Origin of the sequence: Endozoicomonas sp. SESOKO2 (genome assembly GCF_024606245.1) — a bacterium.
GTDB lineage: Bacteria > Pseudomonadota > Gammaproteobacteria > Pseudomonadales > Endozoicomonadaceae > Endozoicomonas_A.
The window spans coordinates 1-20,821 of the sequence record NZ_JAHHPQ010000510.1; the positions used below are offsets into that span (position 1 = coordinate 1).

Here is a 20,821-nt window from a genome sequence, read left to right on the forward strand (position 1 = left end):
TCTTATAACTTATTTAAACGACAAGTGACATTTTAGTTTAAGATGTTTTTTGAAAAGACTCTTTTCATTTTGTGCAATCATGTTGTTTAATGAGGTACTGGGACTATACTCATTGAGCGATTGTTGTCAGACTAAATGTCTTACGAGATGCGTCTGAAGGGTATTAGTATTTGCAGGATGTTCCTGTGTTTTGGGTTTTGCAGGTTGGGTCCGAAGTAGTATGACATTGTCAGTTACTGAGTGGTCTCTTGCGATTGGATATTGGCACTCTGAGTATCGGCAGGCAACCATGGGCAGTGCTGGTTTGTTTTCCTCTGAAGGGTAAAACAAACTAAAGGCCGATGTTTGACTGAAGGTTCTGTCGTCGAAAGCTCTGATGGTTAAAGTGCACTGAAGTTTTCAGGCAAGATGCTGTAATGGCTCCTGTGTAGTAGCGGCAATCAATTAAGTCAGTAAGCGTGGCTCTGGAACGTCCAGGCCATAACGCTTACTGCTCCAACACCTCTGAAAGCAAGACTTGGGTCTGCTGGATAATAACAAAAAGTCACCGCCTGTCTGGGCGGACAGTCAGGGGATGTAAGGGAATGATGCAGCACGCGCTAGCTCTCTTTCTTTTGATAAAAACTGCCATGAGCGGGACAAAAACCATGAGCGGTAAATATCGCCCACTCTGGACGGTGCCAGTGGCGGGTTTCGGATATGCCGATGTATTTCGAACCATTCGGTCATTTTTGTCGTGGCCGGGATCAAGAAAATTTCTGGTCTATTCCGCTCGTTTACCTTCCGGAAGTCGAAAATCTTTCCTGATTTTTTTGACCATCTTATCAGGCTTTTTGATTCCCAGCCGTCTGTTAGCTGATTGGAAAGTCAATATGACCGAGGGGGTTACAGCAGTCAGTCGTTCTGTTTACGACTTGCATATGACCATATTTATTATTTGTGTGGTCATTGGCATTCTGGTATTCGGTGTTATGTTTTACTCCATTTTCATGCACCGTAAATCAAGAGGCGCTAAGCCCCATCCCTTCCATGAAAGTACGATAGTTGAAATACTGTGGACGACCATTCCTCTCTTAATTCTGGTGGGTATGGCAATTCCGGCAACAAAAACACTGATTGATATTTACGATACGGATGAAGCTGAAATTGATATCAAAATTACCGGGTATCAATGGAAGTGGCAATACGAGTATCTGGGAGAAGGAGTGTCCTTCTTCAGTAATCTCAAAACAACACCGGAACAGATTTATAACGTTCGCAGCAAAGACCCCAACTATCTTCTGGAGGTTGACGAACCACTGGTACTACCTGCGGGTAAAAAGATCCGTTTCCTGGTGACAGCAGCAGATGTTATTCATTCATGGTGGGTACCTTCATTTGCCGTTAAACGGGATGCTATTCCGGGTTTTATTAACGAAGCCTGGACCAACGTCGATCGTCCCGGAATTTATCGTGGTCAATGTGCAGAACTGTGTGGGAAGGACCATGGTTTTATGCCCATTGTGGTGGATGTCAGGTCACCCGATGACTATGAAGACTGGTTGTCCGAGAAGAAAACACTGGCCGCCAGAGAGCGTGAGTTAACCAGTAAAAACTGGACCATGGCTGAGCTGATGGAGCGTGGCAAAAATACTTACGAAAGAGTCTGTGCGGCCTGTCATCAAGTTAATGGTGAAGGTATGCCACCGCTGTTTCCTGCTCTCAAGGGATCAAAAATGACCGTTGAGAAAGATCAGGTCAAAGCCCATATCGACATTGTGCTGAACGGCAAGAAGGGTACCGCTATGCAGGCCTTTGCTGCCCAGTTAAGCGAAGTCGATCTGGCGGCAGTCATTACCTATGAAAGAAACGCCTGGGGCAATAATACCGGTGATCTGGTGACGCCGAAGCAGATTCTGGAATACAAGAATACCGGGGAGTACAAACCGTCAGCTACCGGACATTCAGGCGGGTCCGCTGCCGTTGATAAGCCAACGGCTAATGAGCCGAATACCAATACACATCAGGCTGGACTGTGAGGAATACAACCATGACTGCTGTGACAGACACATGTTCAAATGAAAAGCCAAGCGAGCATCATGACCATCACGGCCCTGCCAGGGGACTGATGCGCTGGGTACTGACTACGAACCATAAAGACATTGGCACCCTGTATCTCTGGTTCAGTTTTATCATGTTCCTGACCGGTGGTGCGATGGCGATGGTCATCCGGGCGGAACTGTTCCAGCCAGGGATGCAGATTGTTGATCCCGGCTTCTTTAACCAGATGACCACCATGCACGGTCTTATTATGGTATTCGGTGCAGTTATGCCGGCCTTTGTCGGTCTGGCTAACTGGATGATTCCATTGATGATTGGTGCGCCAGACATGGCGCTGCCGAGAATGAATAACTGGAGTTTCTGGATTCTGCCCTTTGCAGCAGTAATGCTGATCAGCACACTGTTTATGGAAGGTGGCGGCCCAAACTTTGGCTGGACATTCTATGCGCCTCTATCAACCACCTATGGACCACCGTCAACCACCTTCTTTATCTTTGCCATCCACATGCTGGGGATTTCGTCGATTATGGGAGCGATCAATATTATCGCCACCATTCTGAACCTGCGGGCACCTGGAATGACCATGATGAAGATGCCTTTGTTCGTATGGACCTGGTTGATTACCGCTTATCTATTGATTGCTGTTATGCCAGTGTTGGCCGGTGCTGTAACCATGATGTTGATGGACATCCACTTTGGCACCAGCTTCTTTAACGCCGGTGGCGGTGGTGACCCTGTGCTGTTCCAGCACATTTTCTGGTTCTTCGGGCACCCGGAAGTTTACATCATGATCCTGCCTTCTTTCGGGATTGTGTCAGCCATTCTGCCAACTTTTGCAAGGAAACCCCTGTTTGGCTACACCTCAATGGTTTACGCCACCGCAAGTATTGCCTTTTTGTCGTTTATTGTCTGGGCGCACCATATGTTTACCGTGGGCATTCCTCTGGTGGGTGAGCTGTTCTTTATGTATGCCACCATGTTGATTGCTGTGCCCACCGGTGTGAAGGTCTTTAATTGGGTCACCACCATGTTCAGGGGAGCCATGACCTTCGAAACCCCCATGCTGTTCAGTATTGCTTTCGTAGTGCTGTTCACAATTGGTGGTTTTTCCGGACTGATGCTGTCAATCGCCCCTGCTGACTTCCAGTATCACGACACCTATTTTGTAGTGGCTCACTTCCACTATGTACTGGTACCCGGAGCGATTTTTGCCATCTTTGCCGCAGTCTATTACTGGTTGCCCAAATGGACAGGTCATATGTATGACGAGACGCTGGGCAAGACGCATTTCTGGTTGTCCTTCATTGGAATGAATCTGACCTTCTTCCCGATGCACTTTATCGGGCTGGCAGGCATGCCTCGCCGGATTCCTGATTACGCCCTGCAGTTTGCAGACTTCAACATGATTGCCAGTATTGGCGGCTTTATGTTCGGAACCACTCAGCTGCTGTTCCTGTTTATCGTGGTCAAGTGCATCAAGGGGGGCGAGAAAGCCAAAGCTGAAAGTTGGGAAGGTGCAGAAGGTCTTGAGTGGAGTCTGCCTTCACCGGCACCTTACCACACCTTCACCACGCCACCGGATGTGAAGTAAAAAGCTGTCCGCTGAGTTTCAGTGGTTGGGTCTGTGCAGGGCGGTTTTTTTATATTGGAGAAGACAATAATGGCAGTCAGGAGTGTGACCAGTGGGATTGGCAAAACCTAATAGCCCTCTGGAAATTTACCCAGAGGAACAGTACCTGAAATGGGAGCGGTCTTCAGAGATTCGTCATGAATACGTCAATGGCAGAATTTTTGATATGGCCGGTGGGACCAGAAATAATGGTGTCATTATCACTAACATTGCTGGTGCTTTGTTTTCACGCACTAAAACTATGGGTTGTGATCAGTTTGTCAGTGATATGAAGCTGCGTATTCAAAGTAAACAGAAAGTCAGCTATCGATATCCTGATTTTATGGTTTATTGTGGCGCCAGAAATAACAAGGATATACAAAATAGCGCACGGTTCTTAGTCGAGGTGCTCAGTCCTGGCACTCGCGAAGTGGATTGTGAGACCAAACTTGAAGAATATCAAGAGGCTCTGAAAGCTCAAAAAGGTGAATACCTGATAGTTGATAGTAGTTGTCAACTGGTCAGTCTCTGGGGCTGGAAAGGAGATGTTTTTTTAGAAAAGGCAGCCTGTCATGGAGAGCCGGGCATCATGCTGGATAGCTTGAATACCGGCCTTTCTATGAGCGATATTTACGATACGGTTGAGTTTCTTTCCGAACGGTAGGGAAGTGTTTGAATGAATGCTGACGATGATACCCCGGACGACCTGTCGCGAAGAACCGTCATCAAGACAGGTCTGGTAGCTGGCGGTATGTTTGGCTTCGGCTTTGCCATGGTTCCCCTGTACGATGTGTTCTGCAAGGTAACGGGTCTCAACGGCAAAACCGATCCGAATCCTTACCGGTATAACGCCGAGACGGCTGAAGTAGATACCAGCCGTAGTGTGAAAGTGCAGTTTGTGGCCACCAACAATGCTGAGATGAGCTGGGACTTCAAGCCCAGCGTCACAGAAGTAGTGGTTCATCCCGGAGAGGTTGGAGAGCTGGAGTTCTTTGCCCGCAACCCAACCGGTGAGCGAATGATTGGCCAGGCCATTCCCAGTGTTTCACCGTTTCAGGCCACCAACTATTTGCACAAGGTGGAGTGTTTTTGCTTCACCACCCAGACTTTGGAAGCAGGCGAAGAAAAAATCATGCCGCTGAGAATTATTGTGGATCAGGCATTACCCCGGCATATCACCAAACTAACGTTGTCGTACACCTTGTTTGATGTGACGACAATGGGAGAGAGGACGCAGCCGTCCTGAGGAGATTCTGATGGCGCAAGAAGGTGAAGGTACCTATTATGTTCCGGCCCAGAGCAAGTGGCCGATCATTGCTTCGATAGGTCTTTTTACCACGCTGTTGGGGGCAGGCATGATGATGAATGACATGTCTGCCGGGGTAAAAGATTCGTTTGCACATTATGTGTTTTTCGGTGGCTCCCTGATCATGGCCTACATGCTGTTTGGCTGGTTCAGTAACGTCATCGAAGAGTCTCGCAAAGGGCTCTACAGTGATCAGATGGACCGGAGCTTCCGTTGGAGTATGAGCTGGTTTATCTTTTCTGAAGTCATGTTCTTCGCGGCTTTCTTTGGAGTGCTTTTCTATATCCGTTACTTCGCCGTGCCCTGGTTGGCTGGTGAGGGAGATGGTGCTTCCACTCATGAACACCTCTGGCCAGAGTTCGAAGCGGCCTGGCCGCTGATGACCAATCCGGATAATGAAACATTTCCGGGAGCCAGTGGGGTCATCGATCCCTTCCATCTTCCACTGCTGAACACCCTGTTACTGGTCGCTTCCAGTATCACCCTGACGATTGCCCACCATGCCCTCAGAAAGGCGGAAAGAACCAAGGTTAAGGTATGGATGATTCTCACCCTGATTCTGGGTTTTACCTTCCTTTACTTTCAGGCTGCAGAATATGCTGAAGCCTACAATGAGCTTGGGTTGACTTTGAGCGCAGGTATTTATGGCTCAACGTTTTTTATTTTGACCGGCTTTCACGGGGCACATGTCACTCTCGGTGCCATGATGTTACTGGTCATGCTGATTCGTATCTATAAGGGGCATTTTGAGCCGGATAACCATTTTGCTTTTGAGTCATCCTGCTGGTACTGGCACTTTGTCGACGTGGTCTGGATCGGCCTGTTCATTTTTGTCTATCTGATTTGAGGTAATGCCGTCACTCCCTGAAGGAAGTGGCGGTTAACGATTTCAGTCGTTTAACGGTAAAGCCAGGGAGCGTTGCTGTGAATATCTCCAAACAGCCAGGCCACCACAATGATCAGCATGATCAGGGCGGTCAGGCCAACCCGGGCAGTGAGCGAATTCACCAGTTTGGCGGAACCGCTATCACCTTTAAGTAGAAAGTACAGACCTCTGCCCAAGCAGAATACGACGGCAAAAAAGAGAAGAACAATAATAACTTTTAACCACATATAACGCTCCCTGCTGAAGCCTGAGTTTATGAAAAACAGTTTGCTAAACCGGTTTTTAAATAAATCTGTGGTGTAACTGTTTTTCTTACGTTATCGGCATTCAGATCAGAATAACAGTGGAGTTTGGTAGAGCACCCGATGTCGAAGTATAGCTATCGCGTTAAGTTGTCGTTGTTGGTGGTGCTGCTTTTACCCCTGCTGATCAAACTGGGGTTCTGGCAGATGTCACGATACCAGGAGAAGCTTGAGCTTGAGCGAACTCTGGCAGAGCGACAGACCATGCCTGCACTCAGTCTGTCTGATGTCAGTGGTTACTCTGATTCCATGTATCTGCCTGTCAGTGTCCGTGGTCGTTTTCTTTCCGATCGGGCTTTTTTTCTTGATAACCAGATTCACGAAGGTCGTGCCGGTTACGACCTGATCATGCCTTTTCTGGTCAATGACGGTCAGTATCTGCTAGTCAACAGAGGCTGGCTGCCTGCTGAATCGAGAGAACGATTGCCGGAAATCGAAACACTCGATGGAGAGCTTGAGTTAAGGGGCAAACTGTATCGGTTATTGGGGAACCCCTTCACACTGGGTGAAGATATCTGGCAGGAAGAATGGCCCAAGCGAATCCAGGTCGTCAACTTTGAGCGAATGGGGGAAGCGCTGGGACAGTCTCTACCCGTTTATATTCTTAAGCTGGAACAGAATCAGCCCGGCACCTATCTGATTCGCCCTCTGACAATGAAAACCACCTCTCAGAAACATCTCGGCTACGCTATTCAATGGTTTTTAATGGCTCTGGTCCTGCTGGGTCTGTATCTCTGGCAGATGCGATCCTCAGGCTTGGGTCAAAGCCAACATAAACATAAACAGGTATCCGGGACTGACGAAAAAGAGGATGGCTCAACGTGACTGGCAGATTTTTTTATTTATATGCCCTGCTGCTTTTTGTATTTCTTATTCCGAAAAACGGGTTTGCCGTGATTCGCCACGCCTGCTTTATTGTTAATCCTGCCAGTAATAATGGGCAGGGTGCGAGGGTTTGGAACCGTATTCAAAGAGATGTCAATCGTTACTTCACAGCTGTCGGCTCGCAAGATCAGGCTGCTGCTCAGGTGCAAGCGACATTTGAAGTATTTTTTACGGAACACGCCGGTCATGCAACGGAGCTGGCAGCTCAGGCAAGTTTTAACTGGCAGCTGGAGCAGGAAGGTCATTTATTGATTGTTGCCGTTGGTGGGGATGGCACTGTTCATGAGGTGGTTCAGGGTCTTGAAAGTCAACCGCAAGTTGTGTTCGGTGTTATACCAGCGGGTGAGGGAAACGATATAGCAAGAACACTCCAATTGAGGAGCCCGATGCATGCTCTTCGGACGCTGGTTTATGGAATCGCTATGCCTTTTGGTGCCTACAAAATTGAAGGTTGTCAAAGAGGCAGTTGCGAGCGGAAAACGGTTCTGGCAGTGAGTGAGTTCGGGCTGGGTGTGACGACCCGGATGACAAAAAAGAAAAACGATCACGACAGTGGTGAGCGACCGAGCCGACTGCTGAGATACTTACCCGGAAGTGTGGCCTATTCAATGTTAGCTGTCAGTTCAGCAATGACATGGGATACACCCACGGTCAGGTGCAGTATTAATCGTGAGAGGTTCAGTATCCCCTTAAATCTTCTGGTAGCGGGGACAGGACCAACGATCGGAGGTGGAGTTGCCCTTTTTAACGATATGACTCCATACAGTTGCCATGGACAGATGCTTTTTAGTCAGCAGAGGACCAACCCTTTTTGGACACTTATTCAGATGACTATGGAGAAATTTCTCAATTGGTCCGATCTGCAACGGTTTTGCTTTACTCAATTGGATATTGAACACGAGGATGAGACGCCTCTTTCTATTCAGGTCGATGGTGATGTTTTACTACAAACACCGGCACAAATAACCTGGCTGCGGGCAGTGTTCCAGTTTATGCGACCCCCCGAATATGGAGAGCTCGGTCGTGCTTTAATGGACCTTGACGAAGCCGGAGATGATCCTGATTGGAAAGGGGGGGATTCACTGTGAATAGCAGAGTGTTTTATGTGTATGGACTGCTGCTTTTTGTATTTCTTATTCCGAATAACGGATTTGCAGTGATTCCGAAAAACCGATTTCCAGTGATTCCGGAAACCGGATTGGCAAAGATACGCCACGTTTGCTTTATCGTTAATCCAACCAGTAATAACGGTCAGGGTGCGAGAGTCTGGGAAAGTATTGAACAGGCTGTCAATCATTATTTCGCAGCAGTGGGCTCACAGGATGAGGCGGCTGTTCAGGAACGAGCGACATTTGAAGTGTTTTTTACAGAACATGCAGGTCATGCAACGGAGCTGGCAACGCAAGCGTACCAGAGCTGGCAGCAAGGGCAGCGCGAAGGGAGCCGAATTCCTGACCAGTTATTAATGGTTGCAGTGGGAGGGGATGGCACTGTTCATGAGGTGGTTCAGGGTCTGGAAGCTCACCGGGAGCAGGTTGTTTTTGGGGTTATACCGGCGGGTACGGGAAACAATATAGCGAGATCACTTCGATTGCGTGACACGGCTCGAGCCCTTCGGACACTGGTTTATGGGACCGCTCTGCCTTTAGGTGCCTATAAAATTGAAGCTTGTGAAAGAGGAAGTTGCCAGAAGAAAACGGTTCTGGCTGTCAATGAGTTTGATCTGGGTGTGACGACTCAAGTGAAAAAAAGGGAAAACGATTACCAGAGCGGTGAGCGAGCGGGTCGCCTGATGAGCTTTTCACCCGGAAGTAGGGTCTATTCGCTATCAGACTTCACTTCTGCAATGAGATGGAATACACCTATGGTCAAGTGCAGTATTGATGGGGGTAGCAGGTTCCATATCCCCTTGAATATTATGGCTGGAGGGGCGACGGGGCCTACGATCGGGGGCGAGTTTGGCTTTTTATATGGCGAGAGAGCGGAAAGTAAGCGGGGAGAGCTGCTTTATGGTGAGAAATGGGATCCCCCCCTTTGGACACTTGCTCAGGTCGCTATGCAGAGATTACTCAATTGGTCAGGTCTGAAACGGGCTCAGTTTACTCAATTGGACATTGAGCACGTGAAAGAGACACCTCAGGATATCCAGGTTGATGGTGATATTTTACTGCAAACGCCGGCACGAATAATCTGGTTGCCGGAAGTGTTCCGGTTTTTGAGACCCCCCGTATTTGGTGATCACGGTTATCACGGAATGTACCTTGAAGAAGCGGAGGATGAAAGAGCGAAGGAAAGGCAGGATTCCATTTAAATTTTGAACGTGGCGGTTATGGACAGGTATACGCGACTAACAGAAAAGAGGATAGCTCACTGTGAATAGCAAAGTTTTTTGTTTATCTGGCCTGCTGCTTTTTGTATTTCTTGTTCCTGTAAACGGATTTGCAACGATTCGCCATGTCTGCTTTATCGTTAATCCTGCAAGTAATAATGGTAAAGGTGCCAGGGTCTGGGACAGAATTGAAGAAGCTGTCAACCTGTACTACACAGCAGTCGGCTCACAAGACCAGGCTGCTGCTCAGGAACAAGCGACATTTGAAGTGTTTTTTACAGAAAACGCCGGTCATGCAACGTACCTGGCAGTGCAGGCATATGAGGACTGGCAGCAGGGGCAACACGCTGAGGAAGATCAGTTATTGTTGGTTGCCGTTGGTGGGGATGGCACCGTCCGCGAGGTGGTTCAGGGTCTGGCAAGTGAACCGCAAGTTGTTATTGGTGTGATACCGGCGGGCAAGGGAAACGATATAGCGAGAACACTCAAACTGTGTAACCCGATGCATGCCCTTCGGTCGCTGGTTTACGGAGCCTCTATGCCCTTTGGTGCCTACAAAATTGAAGGTTGTCAAACAGGCAGTTGTGAGAAGCAAACGGTTCTGGCAGTGAGCGGGTTTAATCTGGGTGTGACGACTCAGATGACAAAAAATAAAAACGATCACGACAGTGGTGAGCGACCAAGCCGACTACTCAGGTATTCACCCAGAAGTATGGCTTCTGCAATGTTAGCCATCAGTTCAGCCATGAGATGGAATACACCCATGGTCAGGTGCACTTCTGATAAAGGCAGGTTCAATATTCCATTGAATTTTCTGGCTGCGAGTACAGGGCCAACGTTCGGAGGAGGAATTGCCCTTTTTAATTATATGAAGCCGTTCTGTACGCGGGGGAAGGTGCTTTATAGTCAGCAGAGGATGCATCCTATATGGACATTTATTCAGATGACTATAGGCAGATTACTCAATTGGTCAGGTCTGGTTTGGACGACTATGGAGAGATTACGTAATTGGTCAGGTCAACGAGCGCTTGTCTTTACTCAATTGGACATTGAACATCAGGATGAGACACCGCTTTCTATTCAGGTCGACGGCGATATTTTACTGCAGACACCGGCAAAAATAACCTGGTTGCCGTTTGTGTTACGGTTTATGGGACCACCCAAATATGGAGAACCCGGTTATTCCCTTATGGGCCTCGAGCAAGCTAGTGATGATCCGGATTCCTTTTAAATTTTGAATGTAGAAAGATGACTATTTAATCAACCGGGTATTATAAGAATGAAAAGAGTAAAGAAAGCAAAAAGTCGCTGGCAACTGGCTCTGGTCATTCTCATGCCTTCTCTGGCTATGGGGTTGGCTTGGTACTTTTATTTCTTCGGTACGCAGTTTGTGCCGGATGGTCGTACGAATAAGGGAGAGCTGCTATTACCCCCCGCCAGCTTCCAAAGTATGATGCTTGAGAAAAATAATGAAATGTTTGACCAGCAGGCACTGGAGGGTCGCTGGGGGATTCTGGTATTTGGTGACGATGCCTGCTCCGATCAGGCCTGTCAGGAAACGCTCTATCAAACCCGTCAGGCTCATCTGGCGCTCGGCAGAGACAGCGACCGGGTCGTCCGGCTTTTTATCTCTTCCTCATCCAATCCTGAATTGAACCAGCGTGTACTCAGTGAACATCCTGATCTGATCTGGTTGGGCAGTCGTAAAGAATCGGTGTTGAACACTCTGGGTAAAAAACCGGGTGAAAAAAGAGCGTGGCCAACGAATGGCTTTTACATCGTTGACCCCTTGGGGAATATCATGATGAAGTATCAGCCAGGGCAGTACGGTGGAGATTTATTAAAAGACTTGAGGAAGTTGCTTAAAGCATCAAACATTGGCTGACATTGAAAGGTGTTCCATGACAACAGCATCGATTACAAAAACAATAAGCCAGACAAAGCGACAGAGAACGGGTTTTTATCTCTCTCTGTTCGCAACCTTGCTGGCCGCTGTGGTTGTCGGGTTAGGGGCTTATACACGACTGGTTCATGCAGGGTTGGGTTGTCCTGACTGGCCAGGATGTTATGGCTTCCTGACAGTGCCTGAAACAGCGCAGGAAATAGCCATAGCGGAAACACTTTTTCCCCATGCGCCGGTTGAGGTGGACAAAGGCTGGGCAGAAATGGTGCATCGATATGTAGCAGGCTCTCTACTGCTGCTGGTTCTGATGATCGCTATTCAAGCCTTTCGGAACCGACAAGAGCCTGGGCAGCCATTAAAGCTGCCTATATTCATTCTGGGGCTGATTATTCTGCAGGCGGCATTCGGAATGTGGACCGTGACCTTGAAGCTCTGGCCCCAAGTGGTGACGGCACATCTTTTGGGTGGTTTTGCTACGTTCAGTTTGTTGTTTCTGATGACCCTTCGTTTGTCCGGATTGTGTTGGGAAAAACTCCCCTCCTCTGAACAGAAAGATCGCTTGAGAGGGTTAGCTGCGGTCGGGCTGTTAGTGGTGATTTTGCAGATCACATTGGGGGGCTGGACCAGTTCCAATTATGCGGCTCTGGCCTGTCCTGATTTCCCCATGTGTCAGGGGCAATGGCTGCCCGGTGCTGATTTTGCAGAAGGTTTGAATTTCAGTCAGTCCATTGGCCCGAATTATCTGGGTGGGAAAATGGACTCTGAAGCACGGACCGCGATACATTTTTTACATCGATTGGGGGCACTGGTGACGACCGTGTTGCTGCTGTTTCTGTTTATGCAGATACTTCGATATAGTAATGCTCAGTCGTCTAGTAACCGAAGCAGCCTGATAGTGCTGGCTACACTGATGCTGTTGGCTCTGCTGGTACAGGTCACTTTGGGGATCAGTAACATTCTGGGCAGCCTGCCACTTTCAGTGGCGGTGGCTCATAACCTGGGAGGTGCGGTTTTGTTGCTGATTCTGGTCGCTCTCAACTTCCGTCTGAACGTGTCTGAAGGATTCAGTGAGGTTCAATCATGAGTAAGATCATTCAAAAGCAGGGCGGCGCATCCCTTCAGGAATCCGTTCACTGGCGTGATTATCTTGAGCTGACCAAACCCAGAGTGGTCGCCCTGATGGTTCTGACGGTGGTGATTGGTATGTGTTTGGCGACGCCGGGCATGGTACCTATGGATATTCTCATCTTTGGTAATCTGGGTGTTGCCCTCTCGGCTGCATCCGCCGCAGTGATCAATCATGTGGTCGACCGACAGATTGATTCGGTGATGGCCAGAACCCACAAGAGACCGATAGCCACAGGGCGAGTTGAGCCGCTTCAGGCTTTGCTGTTTGCCTTTACTCTGGGTGTGTTGGGCATAGGAATTCTGGTGTTTCTGGTCAACCCTTTGACCGCCTGGCTGACACTGGCCTCACTGATGGGCTATGCCGTGGTTTACACTCTGATTTTAAAGCGTGCGACCCCACAGAATATTGTCATTGGCGGGATTGCCGGTGCCTCCCCTCCCCTGCTGGGATGGACGGCAGTGACCGGACACTTTGAAGGTAATGCCTTACTTCTGGTTTTGATTATTTTTGCCTGGACGCCACCCCACTTCTGGGCTTTGGCTATCCATCGCAAAGCTGAATATGCCAAGGCCGACATTCCCATGTTGCCGGTGACGCACGGTGAGGCTTACACCAAGCTGCATATTTTGCTGTACACCGTGATTATGGTCCTGGTCAGTGTTTTGCCTTTCCTGACCGGTATGAGTGGCATTCTTTATCTGGCGGGTGCATTGATTCTCGGAGGGCGGTTTCTTTACTGGGCTATTGCTCTCCTGCAAGAAAGCAGGCCCCATGCTGCTATCAAGACATTCAAGTATTCCATTACTTATTTGATGTTGCTCTTCGTGGTACTGCTGCTGGATCATTATGCGTTCTATTTATGGCTTTAACAGGCTATCGGTTAGACTGAGGCTGAAGGCTCAAAGGATTTTTCATGGCATCCGGGATGAAAAACAGCGTGAATAAAACAGTATTGATTCTGGTGGCTATTGTCGCGGTCATTATGGGTCTGACATTCTACAAATACATGAACAAACCATCGCTCACACTGGAGCACTTGCAGCGGATGGGGGCAGTGGTTTTTGACAAGCCACGGACCTTTGAAATGAAGGGCATGGTGGATAACAAGGGTCAGCCTTTTACTGAGGCTAATCTCGAAGGGAAATGGTCTCTGGTGTACTTTGGCTATACCTTTTGCCCGGACATCTGCCCCACTACGTTGGGTCAGTTGAACCAGATGGATAAACTGTTGAAGAAGGATAACCCTGAAATCGCGAAGAAAATGCACTATTTTATGGTGACAGTGGATCCTCGCAGGGACACTGTGGAGAAGCTGAATGGCTACGTCCCTCACTTCAACCCTGATTTTGTGGGAGTGACGGGCAACCAGAAAGATATCCATAACCTGACCGTACAAATGAACATCCCCTACACACCGGTCATTGATCCGGTGGATGAGTATTACCTGGTGGATCATGGCGCCAACCTGGTCATCATCAATCCGAGGGGGGATTATCACGGCTTTATTCGCCCACCCCTGGATTCAGACAAGCTGGCACGGGTGATGGTGGGCGTGGATGAATTGTATCAGGACTAATCTCGTCAGCTGCGCTTGAAGCTCAAACCCAGAACAAAAATCAGGAAGCTACAGACGACAACGGAAGGTCCTGATGGGGTATCCAGCTGCCAGGAGGCAGTCAGTCCTCCTGCAACGCTCAGTAAGCCAATGATGCCGGCAATGATCGCCATTTGTTCTGGTGTTCGGGAAAACCTCTGGGCTGTTGCGGCTGGAATAATCATTAAAGAAGTGATCAGAAGTACACCAACAATTTTCATAGCCACAGCAATGACCAGGGCCATCAGTAAGGTCAGAATCAGTTTGGTTCTTTTAACTGGAAAACCTTCAACCTGCGCCAGCTCTGCATGAATGGTCATGGCCAGAAGGGGCCGCCACAGCCAGGCCAGTGTGGTGAGGACCAGTGCGCCGCCGCCGTATATCCAGAGCAGGTCTGTAGGTGCGGTCGCCAGAATGTCTCCAAACAGGTAAGACATCATGTCGATTCGGACGTTCTCGGAAAAACTGACTGCAACAAGGCCCAGGGAAAGACTGCTATGGGCAAGTATTCCCAGTAACGTGTCGGATGCCATTTTTTGTTGTTCCTGAAGCGAGACCAGAAGAACAGCAAGAAACAGCGAACACACTATGATGGTCAGGTTAAGATCAATATCGAGCAGCAACCCCAAGGCTACGCCCAGCAGTGCCGAATGAGAGAGAGTATCGCCAAAGTAGGCCATCTTCCTCCAGACAACAAAACAACCCAGAGGTCCTGCCACTATGGCAACCCCTGATCCTGCCAGCAGTGCGGTAAGGAGCAGTTCAGGCATGAGTGCTCCTATTGTCATTCTTGTGGATGATATGACCATCAACGGTATGTTCATGATCATGATGGTGGGTGTAGATAGCCAGCTCTTCGGACTCTCCACCAAAAAGCTTCAGGTAAGCAGGGTGTTGACGAACCTGATGGGGGTGGCCTGAGCAACAGAGATGCTGGTTCAGACAAATAACCCGATCTGTTGAAGCCATCACCAGATGAAGGTCATGGGAGACCATTAAAACAGAGCAGCCGTCTTTCAGCTCGGGGCTGCTCCCATTTCTGAGTTCGGTAATCAGATGATAAAGCTCTTTCTGGCCATTGACATCCACACCCTGAACCGGTTCATCGAGCACCAGCAGATGAGGTCTGTTCAGCAATGCCCTGGCTAACAATGTTCGCTGCAGCTCTCCGCCTGAAAGTGAATGAACCGGTGAGTTCATGACGTGGGCGACACCGGTTCTTGCCAGTGCCGAACAAATGTGTTTTTCTGACTGTCCTGTCAGGGAAAGAAAGCGTCTTACGCTCAGGGGCATGCTTTCGTCAACATGCAATTTTTGAGGCATATAGCCGATACGCAGACCTTCTTTTACCGAACGGCTTCCGGAATCAGGAGACAGCAGACCCAGAACAACTCTGACCAGTGTCGTTTTACCAGCTCCATTCGGGCCTATCAGGGTCACGATTTCACCAGCTTCCACGTCCAGTGAAATATCGGTAACGACTTCTCGTTCCCGAAAAGCAACATGGATGTTGTTCAGTCTGATCAATGTTTCTTCAGACATAGGTTTACTCAGATCCTTGGTTGTTGCTGTTTTATTGTCTTTGTCTGAACTCATAATGACTCCCGGGATTTCTGGCAGTTTGAGCATAAACCGGTGAGTTCAATTGCGGCATCAGTGATTTTGAATCCCTGATCAAAGGCACAAGAGGTAATGGACTGATTAATGGCCTGATGATCGATTTCCTGTGTCACGCGGCAGTTCTGGCAGATCAGAAAACAGCTGTTATGTTTTGTGCCGGGGTGGGGGCATCCAATAAAAGCGTTAAGTGAGGATAGACGGTGAATCAGACCCTGCTCCATCAGGAAATCAAGGGCGCGATAAACGGTGGGGGGTTGGGCCACCCGTTCTTCCTGCTTAGCCAGTTCGGCAAGAATGTCATAGGCTCCCACGGGCTGATGACTTTGCCAGATCAGTTCCAGTACTTTCTCACGGAGATGGGTCAGCCTGGCTCCCCTCTGTTGACAGAGAGTACGAGCTTCCTGCAAAGCTCCTGAAATACAGTGGTGATGATCGTGAGGCTGGTGGACACTGGTCATGACAATGAAAGGTAGCGAATGAACGATGTTATATTATAACCAAACTTCTATTTATAATCGAAATAATACTCTCGAAGAACCGGACGGGAGTGCTCTTCGGTCACAGTTAGCTTTGTCAGATTTTTCTGAGACGCCATCACAGGGGAAGGCTCAGCTATCTACTTCCACCGAAAAATAGTCCAGGACGGAATCAACATCTCGGGTTTGGTGGGGTCTATAAAGTTGCCCATGTGATCTGCTGCAATGAGGTAATAAGGTTCGCCCACTTTGGGGATAACCTGAATACCATAAAGAAAACCATTTATCCGGTATTCCCTGATGGTTTCATTGTCGCCGGAACGAATGACCACAGTGGTGTCATGCCTTTGCTCCAGATCTTCGGGACGCAGATTTTTAGGGATTTTTTCAAAATCTTCTTTGCTGATTGTTGCCGATTCAGGTTGAACAACTTTGGGAGGCTTTTCCAATGCAGCTTCTGTTGGGTTAGTGGACGGTGGAGAGCTGGCACAGCCGACGAGAAATAAAGACATGATTGTCGCAAAAGCCAGTGAACCTGTTATTGATTTCATCGCGCGCCTCAAGGAATAACCATGTGTCTAGCGGGAAAAAGGGATTAGAATAGCAGTCTACTCCAATATTTGGGAGGCTGTAGCTCTCGGTGTTCACCCACATCAATGTCTGAATGCTACTGTTACCCATTAACCAGAGATCAATTCAGCAATGTCAGATCAAGCCTGTACGCCCCTTGTGCTCGTAGATGGGTCTTCTTACCTCTATCGGGCTTTCCATGCTTCAGAACGAGCGAACCTGAGAACATCAGACGGTCGTCCAACAGGGGCTATCCGTGTGATGACGAACATGTTGAAGAGTCTGCTTAAGGAGTATCCGGGCAGTCCGGTGGCAGTGGTCTTTGATGCCAAGGGGAAGAACTTCCGGCACGATATGTACGAAGATTACAAGGCCACCCGCAAGCCCATGCCGGACGATCTGCGCTCACAGGTTCAGCCGATTCACGAAATGGTTCGTGCCCTGGGTATGCCATTGTTGATGATTGATGGCGTAGAAGCGGACGATGTCATTGGCACACTGGCCAAAGAAGCCACAGAGAAGAAAATTGATACCGTCATCTCAACCGGTGACAAGGACATTGCTCAATTGGTTTCCGGGCATGTGACTTTGATCGATACCATGAATGATACCCGTACCGATCTGGACGGCGTCGTGGACAAGTTTGGTATTCCTGCTCACCTGATTATTGATTACCTGGCCCTGATGGGTGACTCCAGTGACAATATTCCCGGTATGCCCGGTGTTGGGCAGAAAACCGCTCTGGCTCTGTTACAGGGGATTGGTGGTATTGATGAGATTGCCAGACGTCTGGACGAAGTACCTGCCCTGGGCTTCAGAGGCAGCAAAAATTTTGCCAGTAAGTTTGAAGAACATAAAGATATTGTCTTGCTCTCTCGTGATCTGGCCACCATCAAAACCGATGTGGCGTTGCCTGTTGCGATTGAAGATCTGAAAGCGGAACCCATTGACAAAGAAGCTCTGTTGACTCTGTACAAAGAGTATGAATTCCGTTCCATGATCGCTGAACTGGAAAAAGGCATGGGCGGAGGTGCAGAACCTGAGCCCGTCAGGCCTGCTATTCATGCTGAATATGAGACGGTTCTTGATAAAGAGACCTTTGGCCGTTGGCTGAACGTATTGAATGACTCGGAACTGTTTTCTTTTGATACCGAAACCACCAGCCTGGATTATATGGAAGCGGAACTGGTCGGACTCTCTTTTGCTGTAGAAGCGGGTAAGGCAGCCTATGTGCCAGTAGCTCATGACTATGTTGGTGCACCCGATCAGCTGGATCGAAACTGGGTGCTGGAGCAGATTAAACCGTTGCTGGAGAATCCTGACAGGAAAAAAGTAGGCCAGAACCTGAAATACGATAAAAGTGTACTGGCTAACTATGATATCAGTCTGGAAGGTATCTACTGGGATACCATGCTTGAGTCGTATGTGTTGAACTCAACCGCTACCCGCCATGATATGGACAGTCTGGCTCAGAAATACCTCGACCATCAATGCATCACCTTTGAAGAGATTGCTGGCAAAGGTAAAAAGCAGCTCACCTTCAACCAGATTGATCTTGAAACAGCAGCACCCTACGCCGCAGAAGATGCCGACATTACCCTGAGACTGCATGAAACGATTTCGCCTCAGCTGGAGCTTGAGCAGTCTCTGTGCTCTGTATTTCGTGACATAGAAATGCCACTGGTAGGCGTTATGTCGCGGATGGAAAGACAGGGAGCCAAGGTGGATGGCCGCCTGCTGGGACAGCAGAGTATGGAGCTTGGGAAGCGTCTCCATGAGCTTGAAAAGCAGGCCCATGATGAAGCGGGAGAGCTTTTTAACCTGGCATCTCCCAAGCAGTTGCAGACGATTTTGTTTGAGAAATTGGGTCTGCCGGTCATCAAGAAAACGCCTAAAGGACAGCCTTCTACCGCAGAAGACGTGCTTCAGGAGCTGGCATTGGATTATCCCCTGCCGAAGCTCCTGATTGAGCATCGTGGCCTGAGCAAGTTGAAGTCGACTTACACCGATAAGTTGCCCCAGATGATCAATCCAGCCACTGGAAGAATTCATACTTCTTATCATCAGGCGGTAACAGCAACAGGTCGTTTGTCCTCCTCTGATCCAAACCTTCAGAACATTCCTATTCGTACCGAGGAAGGACGCAGGGTTCGTCAGGCCTTTGTCGCGCCTGAAGGGTATCAGTTGATTGCCGCTGACTATTCACAGATAGAGCTGAGAATCATGGCACATCTTTCTAATGATGCCGGTTTGCTGGAAGCCTTTGATCAGGGTCTGGATATTCACAAAGCCACGGCTGCGGAAGTCTTCAGTGTCGCACTGGAAGAGGTCAGTTCTGATCAGCGCAGAAGTGCCAAGGCGATTAACTTTGGTCTGATCTACGGGATGTCTTCTTTCGGATTGGCCAAACAGCTGGGTATTTCCAGAAAGTCTGCACAAGAGTACATCGATCTTTATTTCGATCGTTACCCAGGTGTTCTTCACTATATGGATCGAACGAAAGAGTCTGCCAGAGAGACAGGGTATGTTGAGACTTTGTTTGGGCGAAGGCTATACCTTCCGGAAATCAATGCCCGCAATGGTATGCGTCGTCAGGCAGCTGAGCGCACTGCTATCAACGCCCCAATGCAGGGAACGGCTGCAGATATCATAAAAAAAGCGATGGCCCGAGTGGATCAGTGGCTTTTAAAGAGTGATCTGGATGCCAGAATGATTATGCAAGTGCACGATGAGCTGGTGCTGGAAGTTGCGGAAGATCAGCTTGAGGTCGTAAAAGACGGCATCGTAGAGAAGATGTCCCAAGCCGCAGAGCTGAATGTGCCCTTGCTGGTTGAAGCGGGCAATGGATACAACTGGGATGAAGCTCACTGAAGCTTCTCTGATGATAATCGTCTCCCTGAAAATTTCATGATGCTTAAGAATTTTGTATTTTTTTCACATCATTGGGAACTTTTTTCAGATTCTGTTGTCTCAATATATGTAGCGAGGAAAAAACCTCCTGCAAACTCCTTGTGTGTTGAGTGTTGGCAATAATAGCAGTGCTGTGCCCCGGCACAGTGTGCAATAAACCGGTGACCGTCCCCCTTGGTCGCCGGTTTTTTTTCCTGGATACCTGCCAGAAAAAAAACAAAAAAAAATTCATCTTTCGGGAACTTTTTTCAGATTCTGTTGTCTCAATATATGTAGGGAGGAAAAAATCCTTTCTGCAAACTCCTTGTGTGTTGAGTGTTGGCAATAAAAGCAGTGCTGTGTTCCCCGACGTAGCCTGCAATGAACCAGTTACCACCCCCCCCTTCGGTAACTGGTTTTTTTTTGCCTCAAAGAAAGCCAGGCATTGGACGAGTGTCTTAAGGCTGCCATTTTCTCTCACAGCACTCCTTGTGTGTTGAGTGACTGCGAACACTCTGCCTTTTTGTGGCGGAGCTTATCGCTCCAGTCGTCTCTCCCCCGACGGCTGGAACTTTTTTATCAATTCTCGCGGAATACTCCATCCATAGCTCGCAGAGCTTGGGTGGAGATGGATAGCGACCAGTCCGATAGGACTGGCAAAAGCTTGAATCCTTACACAAAAGATAATATGTTTGTAAAAATGACTAAACGAGCTTACAAATACCGATTCTATCCAACGTTTGAGCAAGAACAGCTACTTGCCCAAACTTTCGGCTGCGTACGTTTTGTCTACAACCATATTCTTCGCTGGCGTACCGACGAGTACTACAAGAACGGCAACAGTGTTAATTACAACGCAGCATCAAAGCAGCTTACCGAACTGAAAAAGAACCCTGAATATCAGTGGCTAAACGATGTTTCTTCAGTACCCATTCAGCAATCACTGCGCCATCAACAAACCTCCTTCAAGAACTTTTGGGAAGGTAGGGCTAAGTACCCGACCTTCAAGAAGAGACACGCAAAACAGAGTGCAACTTTTGCTTCGTCTGCTTTCAAGTTCAAAGACGGGCAAATATTCATTGCCAAGAGCAAGGAGCCACTGAGTATCCGCTGGAGCAGAGAACCGTCTTCTGAGCCTTCCAGTGTCACTATCAGCAAAGATCGTGCAGGTCGGTACTTTGTTTCCATGCTGTGCGAATTTGAAGCTAAACCAATGACTCTTAGTAACAAGACAGTGGGCATTGATTTAGGTTTGAATGATCTGTTCATCACTTCAGACGGTG

20 protein-coding genes are annotated in these 20,821 nt (G+C 48.5%); 15 read left to right on the top strand and 5 right to left on the bottom strand.

The annotated features are described in order from the left end of the window. Positions 1 to 584 precede the first annotated feature (584 nt). The 5 genes from coxB to KDK17_RS12005 all read left to right on the top strand — a co-directional run bounded on the left by coxB (position 585) and on the right by KDK17_RS12005 (position 5,802). Positions 585 to 2,018 carry a cytochrome c oxidase subunit II gene (gene coxB / locus KDK17_RS11985; protein ID WP_257288159.1) on the top strand — a complete coding sequence of 478 codons (1,434 nt, stop codon included), beginning with the start codon at positions 585 to 587 and terminating at the stop codon, positions 2,016 to 2,018. 11 nt (positions 2,019 to 2,029) lie between these two features. Next, on the top strand, positions 2,030 to 3,631 hold the full coding sequence (gene ctaD / locus KDK17_RS11990) for a cytochrome c oxidase subunit I (protein ID WP_257281617.1): 1,602 nt from the start codon (positions 2,030 to 2,032) through the stop codon (positions 3,629 to 3,631). Positions 3,632 to 3,728: 97 nt separating this feature from the next. Then, the gene (locus tag KDK17_RS11995; protein WP_257288160.1) at positions 3,729 to 4,313 is read left to right on the top strand and encodes a Uma2 family endonuclease; all 585 of its coding nucleotides are present in this window, start codon (positions 3,729 to 3,731) and stop codon (positions 4,311 to 4,313) included. A 12-nt stretch (positions 4,314 to 4,325) separates the two neighbouring features. After that, positions 4,326 to 4,895, top strand: coding sequence for a cytochrome c oxidase assembly protein (locus tag KDK17_RS12000; protein ID WP_257281618.1), 570 nt, complete (start codon positions 4,326 to 4,328; stop codon positions 4,893 to 4,895). A 10-nt stretch (positions 4,896 to 4,905) separates the two neighbouring features. Then, positions 4,906 to 5,802, top strand: a complete 897-nt coding sequence (locus KDK17_RS12005; protein WP_257288161.1) for a cytochrome c oxidase subunit 3 — start codon at positions 4,906 to 4,908, stop codon at positions 5,800 to 5,802. A gap of 50 nt (positions 5,803 to 5,852) precedes the next feature. Here the strand turns inward: KDK17_RS12005 and KDK17_RS12010 are convergent, their stop codons facing one another. After that, complete coding sequence (locus KDK17_RS12010) at positions 5,853 to 6,068, bottom strand: twin transmembrane helix small protein (RefSeq protein ID WP_257253340.1); 216 nt, start codon at positions 6,066 to 6,068, stop codon at positions 5,853 to 5,855. Between the two features lie 138 nt (positions 6,069 to 6,206). Here KDK17_RS12010 and KDK17_RS12015 point away from each other — a divergent pair, with 138 nt between their 5' ends. From KDK17_RS12015 to KDK17_RS12050, 8 genes are all read left to right on the top strand, one after another. Further along, positions 6,207 to 6,968 (top strand): SURF1 family protein, encoded by a 762-nt coding sequence (locus KDK17_RS12015; RefSeq protein ID WP_257253341.1) that lies wholly within the window; start codon positions 6,207 to 6,209, stop codon positions 6,966 to 6,968. Continuing rightward, entirely contained in the window at positions 6,965 to 8,116 is a 1,152-nt protein-coding gene (locus KDK17_RS12020) for a diacylglycerol kinase family protein (RefSeq protein ID WP_257253342.1), read from the top strand. The genes KDK17_RS12015 and KDK17_RS12020 overlap by 4 nt, the downstream gene beginning before the upstream one ends. Before the next feature lie 110 nt (positions 8,117 to 8,226). Beyond that, positions 8,227 to 9,339: a diacylglycerol kinase family protein gene (locus KDK17_RS12025; protein WP_257288162.1), complete on the top strand. Its 1,113-nt coding sequence runs from the start codon at positions 8,227 to 8,229 to the stop codon at positions 9,337 to 9,339. Positions 9,340 to 9,400: 61 nt separating this feature from the next. Beyond that, the gene (locus tag KDK17_RS12030) at positions 9,401 to 10,588 is read left to right on the top strand and encodes a diacylglycerol kinase family protein (RefSeq protein WP_257281620.1); all 1,188 of its coding nucleotides are present in this window, start codon (positions 9,401 to 9,403) and stop codon (positions 10,586 to 10,588) included. 48 nt (positions 10,589 to 10,636) lie between these two features. Then, positions 10,637 to 11,242 (top strand): hypothetical protein, encoded by a 606-nt coding sequence (locus KDK17_RS12035; protein WP_257281621.1) that lies wholly within the window; start codon positions 10,637 to 10,639, stop codon positions 11,240 to 11,242. A gap of 16 nt (positions 11,243 to 11,258) precedes the next feature. Further along, positions 11,259 to 12,344 (top strand): heme A synthase, encoded by a 1,086-nt coding sequence (locus tag KDK17_RS12040; protein ID WP_257281622.1) that lies wholly within the window; start codon positions 11,259 to 11,261, stop codon positions 12,342 to 12,344. Next, positions 12,341 to 13,258 (top strand): heme o synthase, encoded by a 918-nt coding sequence (gene cyoE / locus KDK17_RS12045; protein ID WP_257253349.1) that lies wholly within the window; start codon positions 12,341 to 12,343, stop codon positions 13,256 to 13,258. The genes KDK17_RS12040 and cyoE overlap by 4 nt, the downstream gene beginning before the upstream one ends. Positions 13,259 to 13,302: 44 nt before the next feature. Beyond that, positions 13,303 to 13,965: an SCO family protein gene (locus KDK17_RS12050; protein ID WP_257253350.1), complete on the top strand. Its 663-nt coding sequence runs from the start codon at positions 13,303 to 13,305 to the stop codon at positions 13,963 to 13,965. Between the two features lie 5 nt (positions 13,966 to 13,970). Here the strand turns inward: KDK17_RS12050 and znuB are convergent, their stop codons facing one another. From znuB to KDK17_RS12070, 4 genes are all read right to left on the bottom strand, one after another. Continuing rightward, a complete protein-coding gene (gene znuB / locus KDK17_RS12055; protein ID WP_257253353.1) occupies positions 13,971 to 14,753 on the bottom strand; it encodes a zinc ABC transporter permease subunit ZnuB in 783 nt (260 codons plus the stop codon). Next, positions 14,746 to 15,525 (bottom strand): zinc ABC transporter ATP-binding protein ZnuC, encoded by a 780-nt coding sequence (gene znuC, locus KDK17_RS12060; RefSeq protein ID WP_257253357.1) that lies wholly within the window; start codon positions 15,523 to 15,525, stop codon positions 14,746 to 14,748. Before znuC ends, znuB begins: the two co-directional genes overlap by 8 nt. Positions 15,526 to 15,575: 50 nt before the next feature. Next, the gene (locus tag KDK17_RS12065) at positions 15,576 to 16,061 is read right to left on the bottom strand and encodes a Fur family transcriptional regulator (protein ID WP_257253355.1); all 486 of its coding nucleotides are present in this window, start codon (positions 16,059 to 16,061) and stop codon (positions 15,576 to 15,578) included. Between the two features lie 158 nt (positions 16,062 to 16,219). Continuing rightward, positions 16,220 to 16,630: a DUF2782 domain-containing protein gene (locus KDK17_RS12070; protein WP_257281623.1), complete on the bottom strand. Its 411-nt coding sequence runs from the start codon at positions 16,628 to 16,630 to the stop codon at positions 16,220 to 16,222. A 151-nt stretch (positions 16,631 to 16,781) separates the two neighbouring features. Here KDK17_RS12070 and polA point away from each other — a divergent pair, with 151 nt between their 5' ends. After that, complete coding sequence (gene polA / locus KDK17_RS12075) at positions 16,782 to 19,520, top strand: DNA polymerase I (protein WP_257288163.1); 2,739 nt, start codon at positions 16,782 to 16,784, stop codon at positions 19,518 to 19,520. A gap of 718 nt (positions 19,521 to 20,238) precedes the next feature. Beyond that, a partial coding sequence (locus KDK17_RS12080; RefSeq protein WP_257288164.1) for a transposase occupies positions 20,239 to 20,821 on the top strand: 583 nt, incomplete at its 3' end.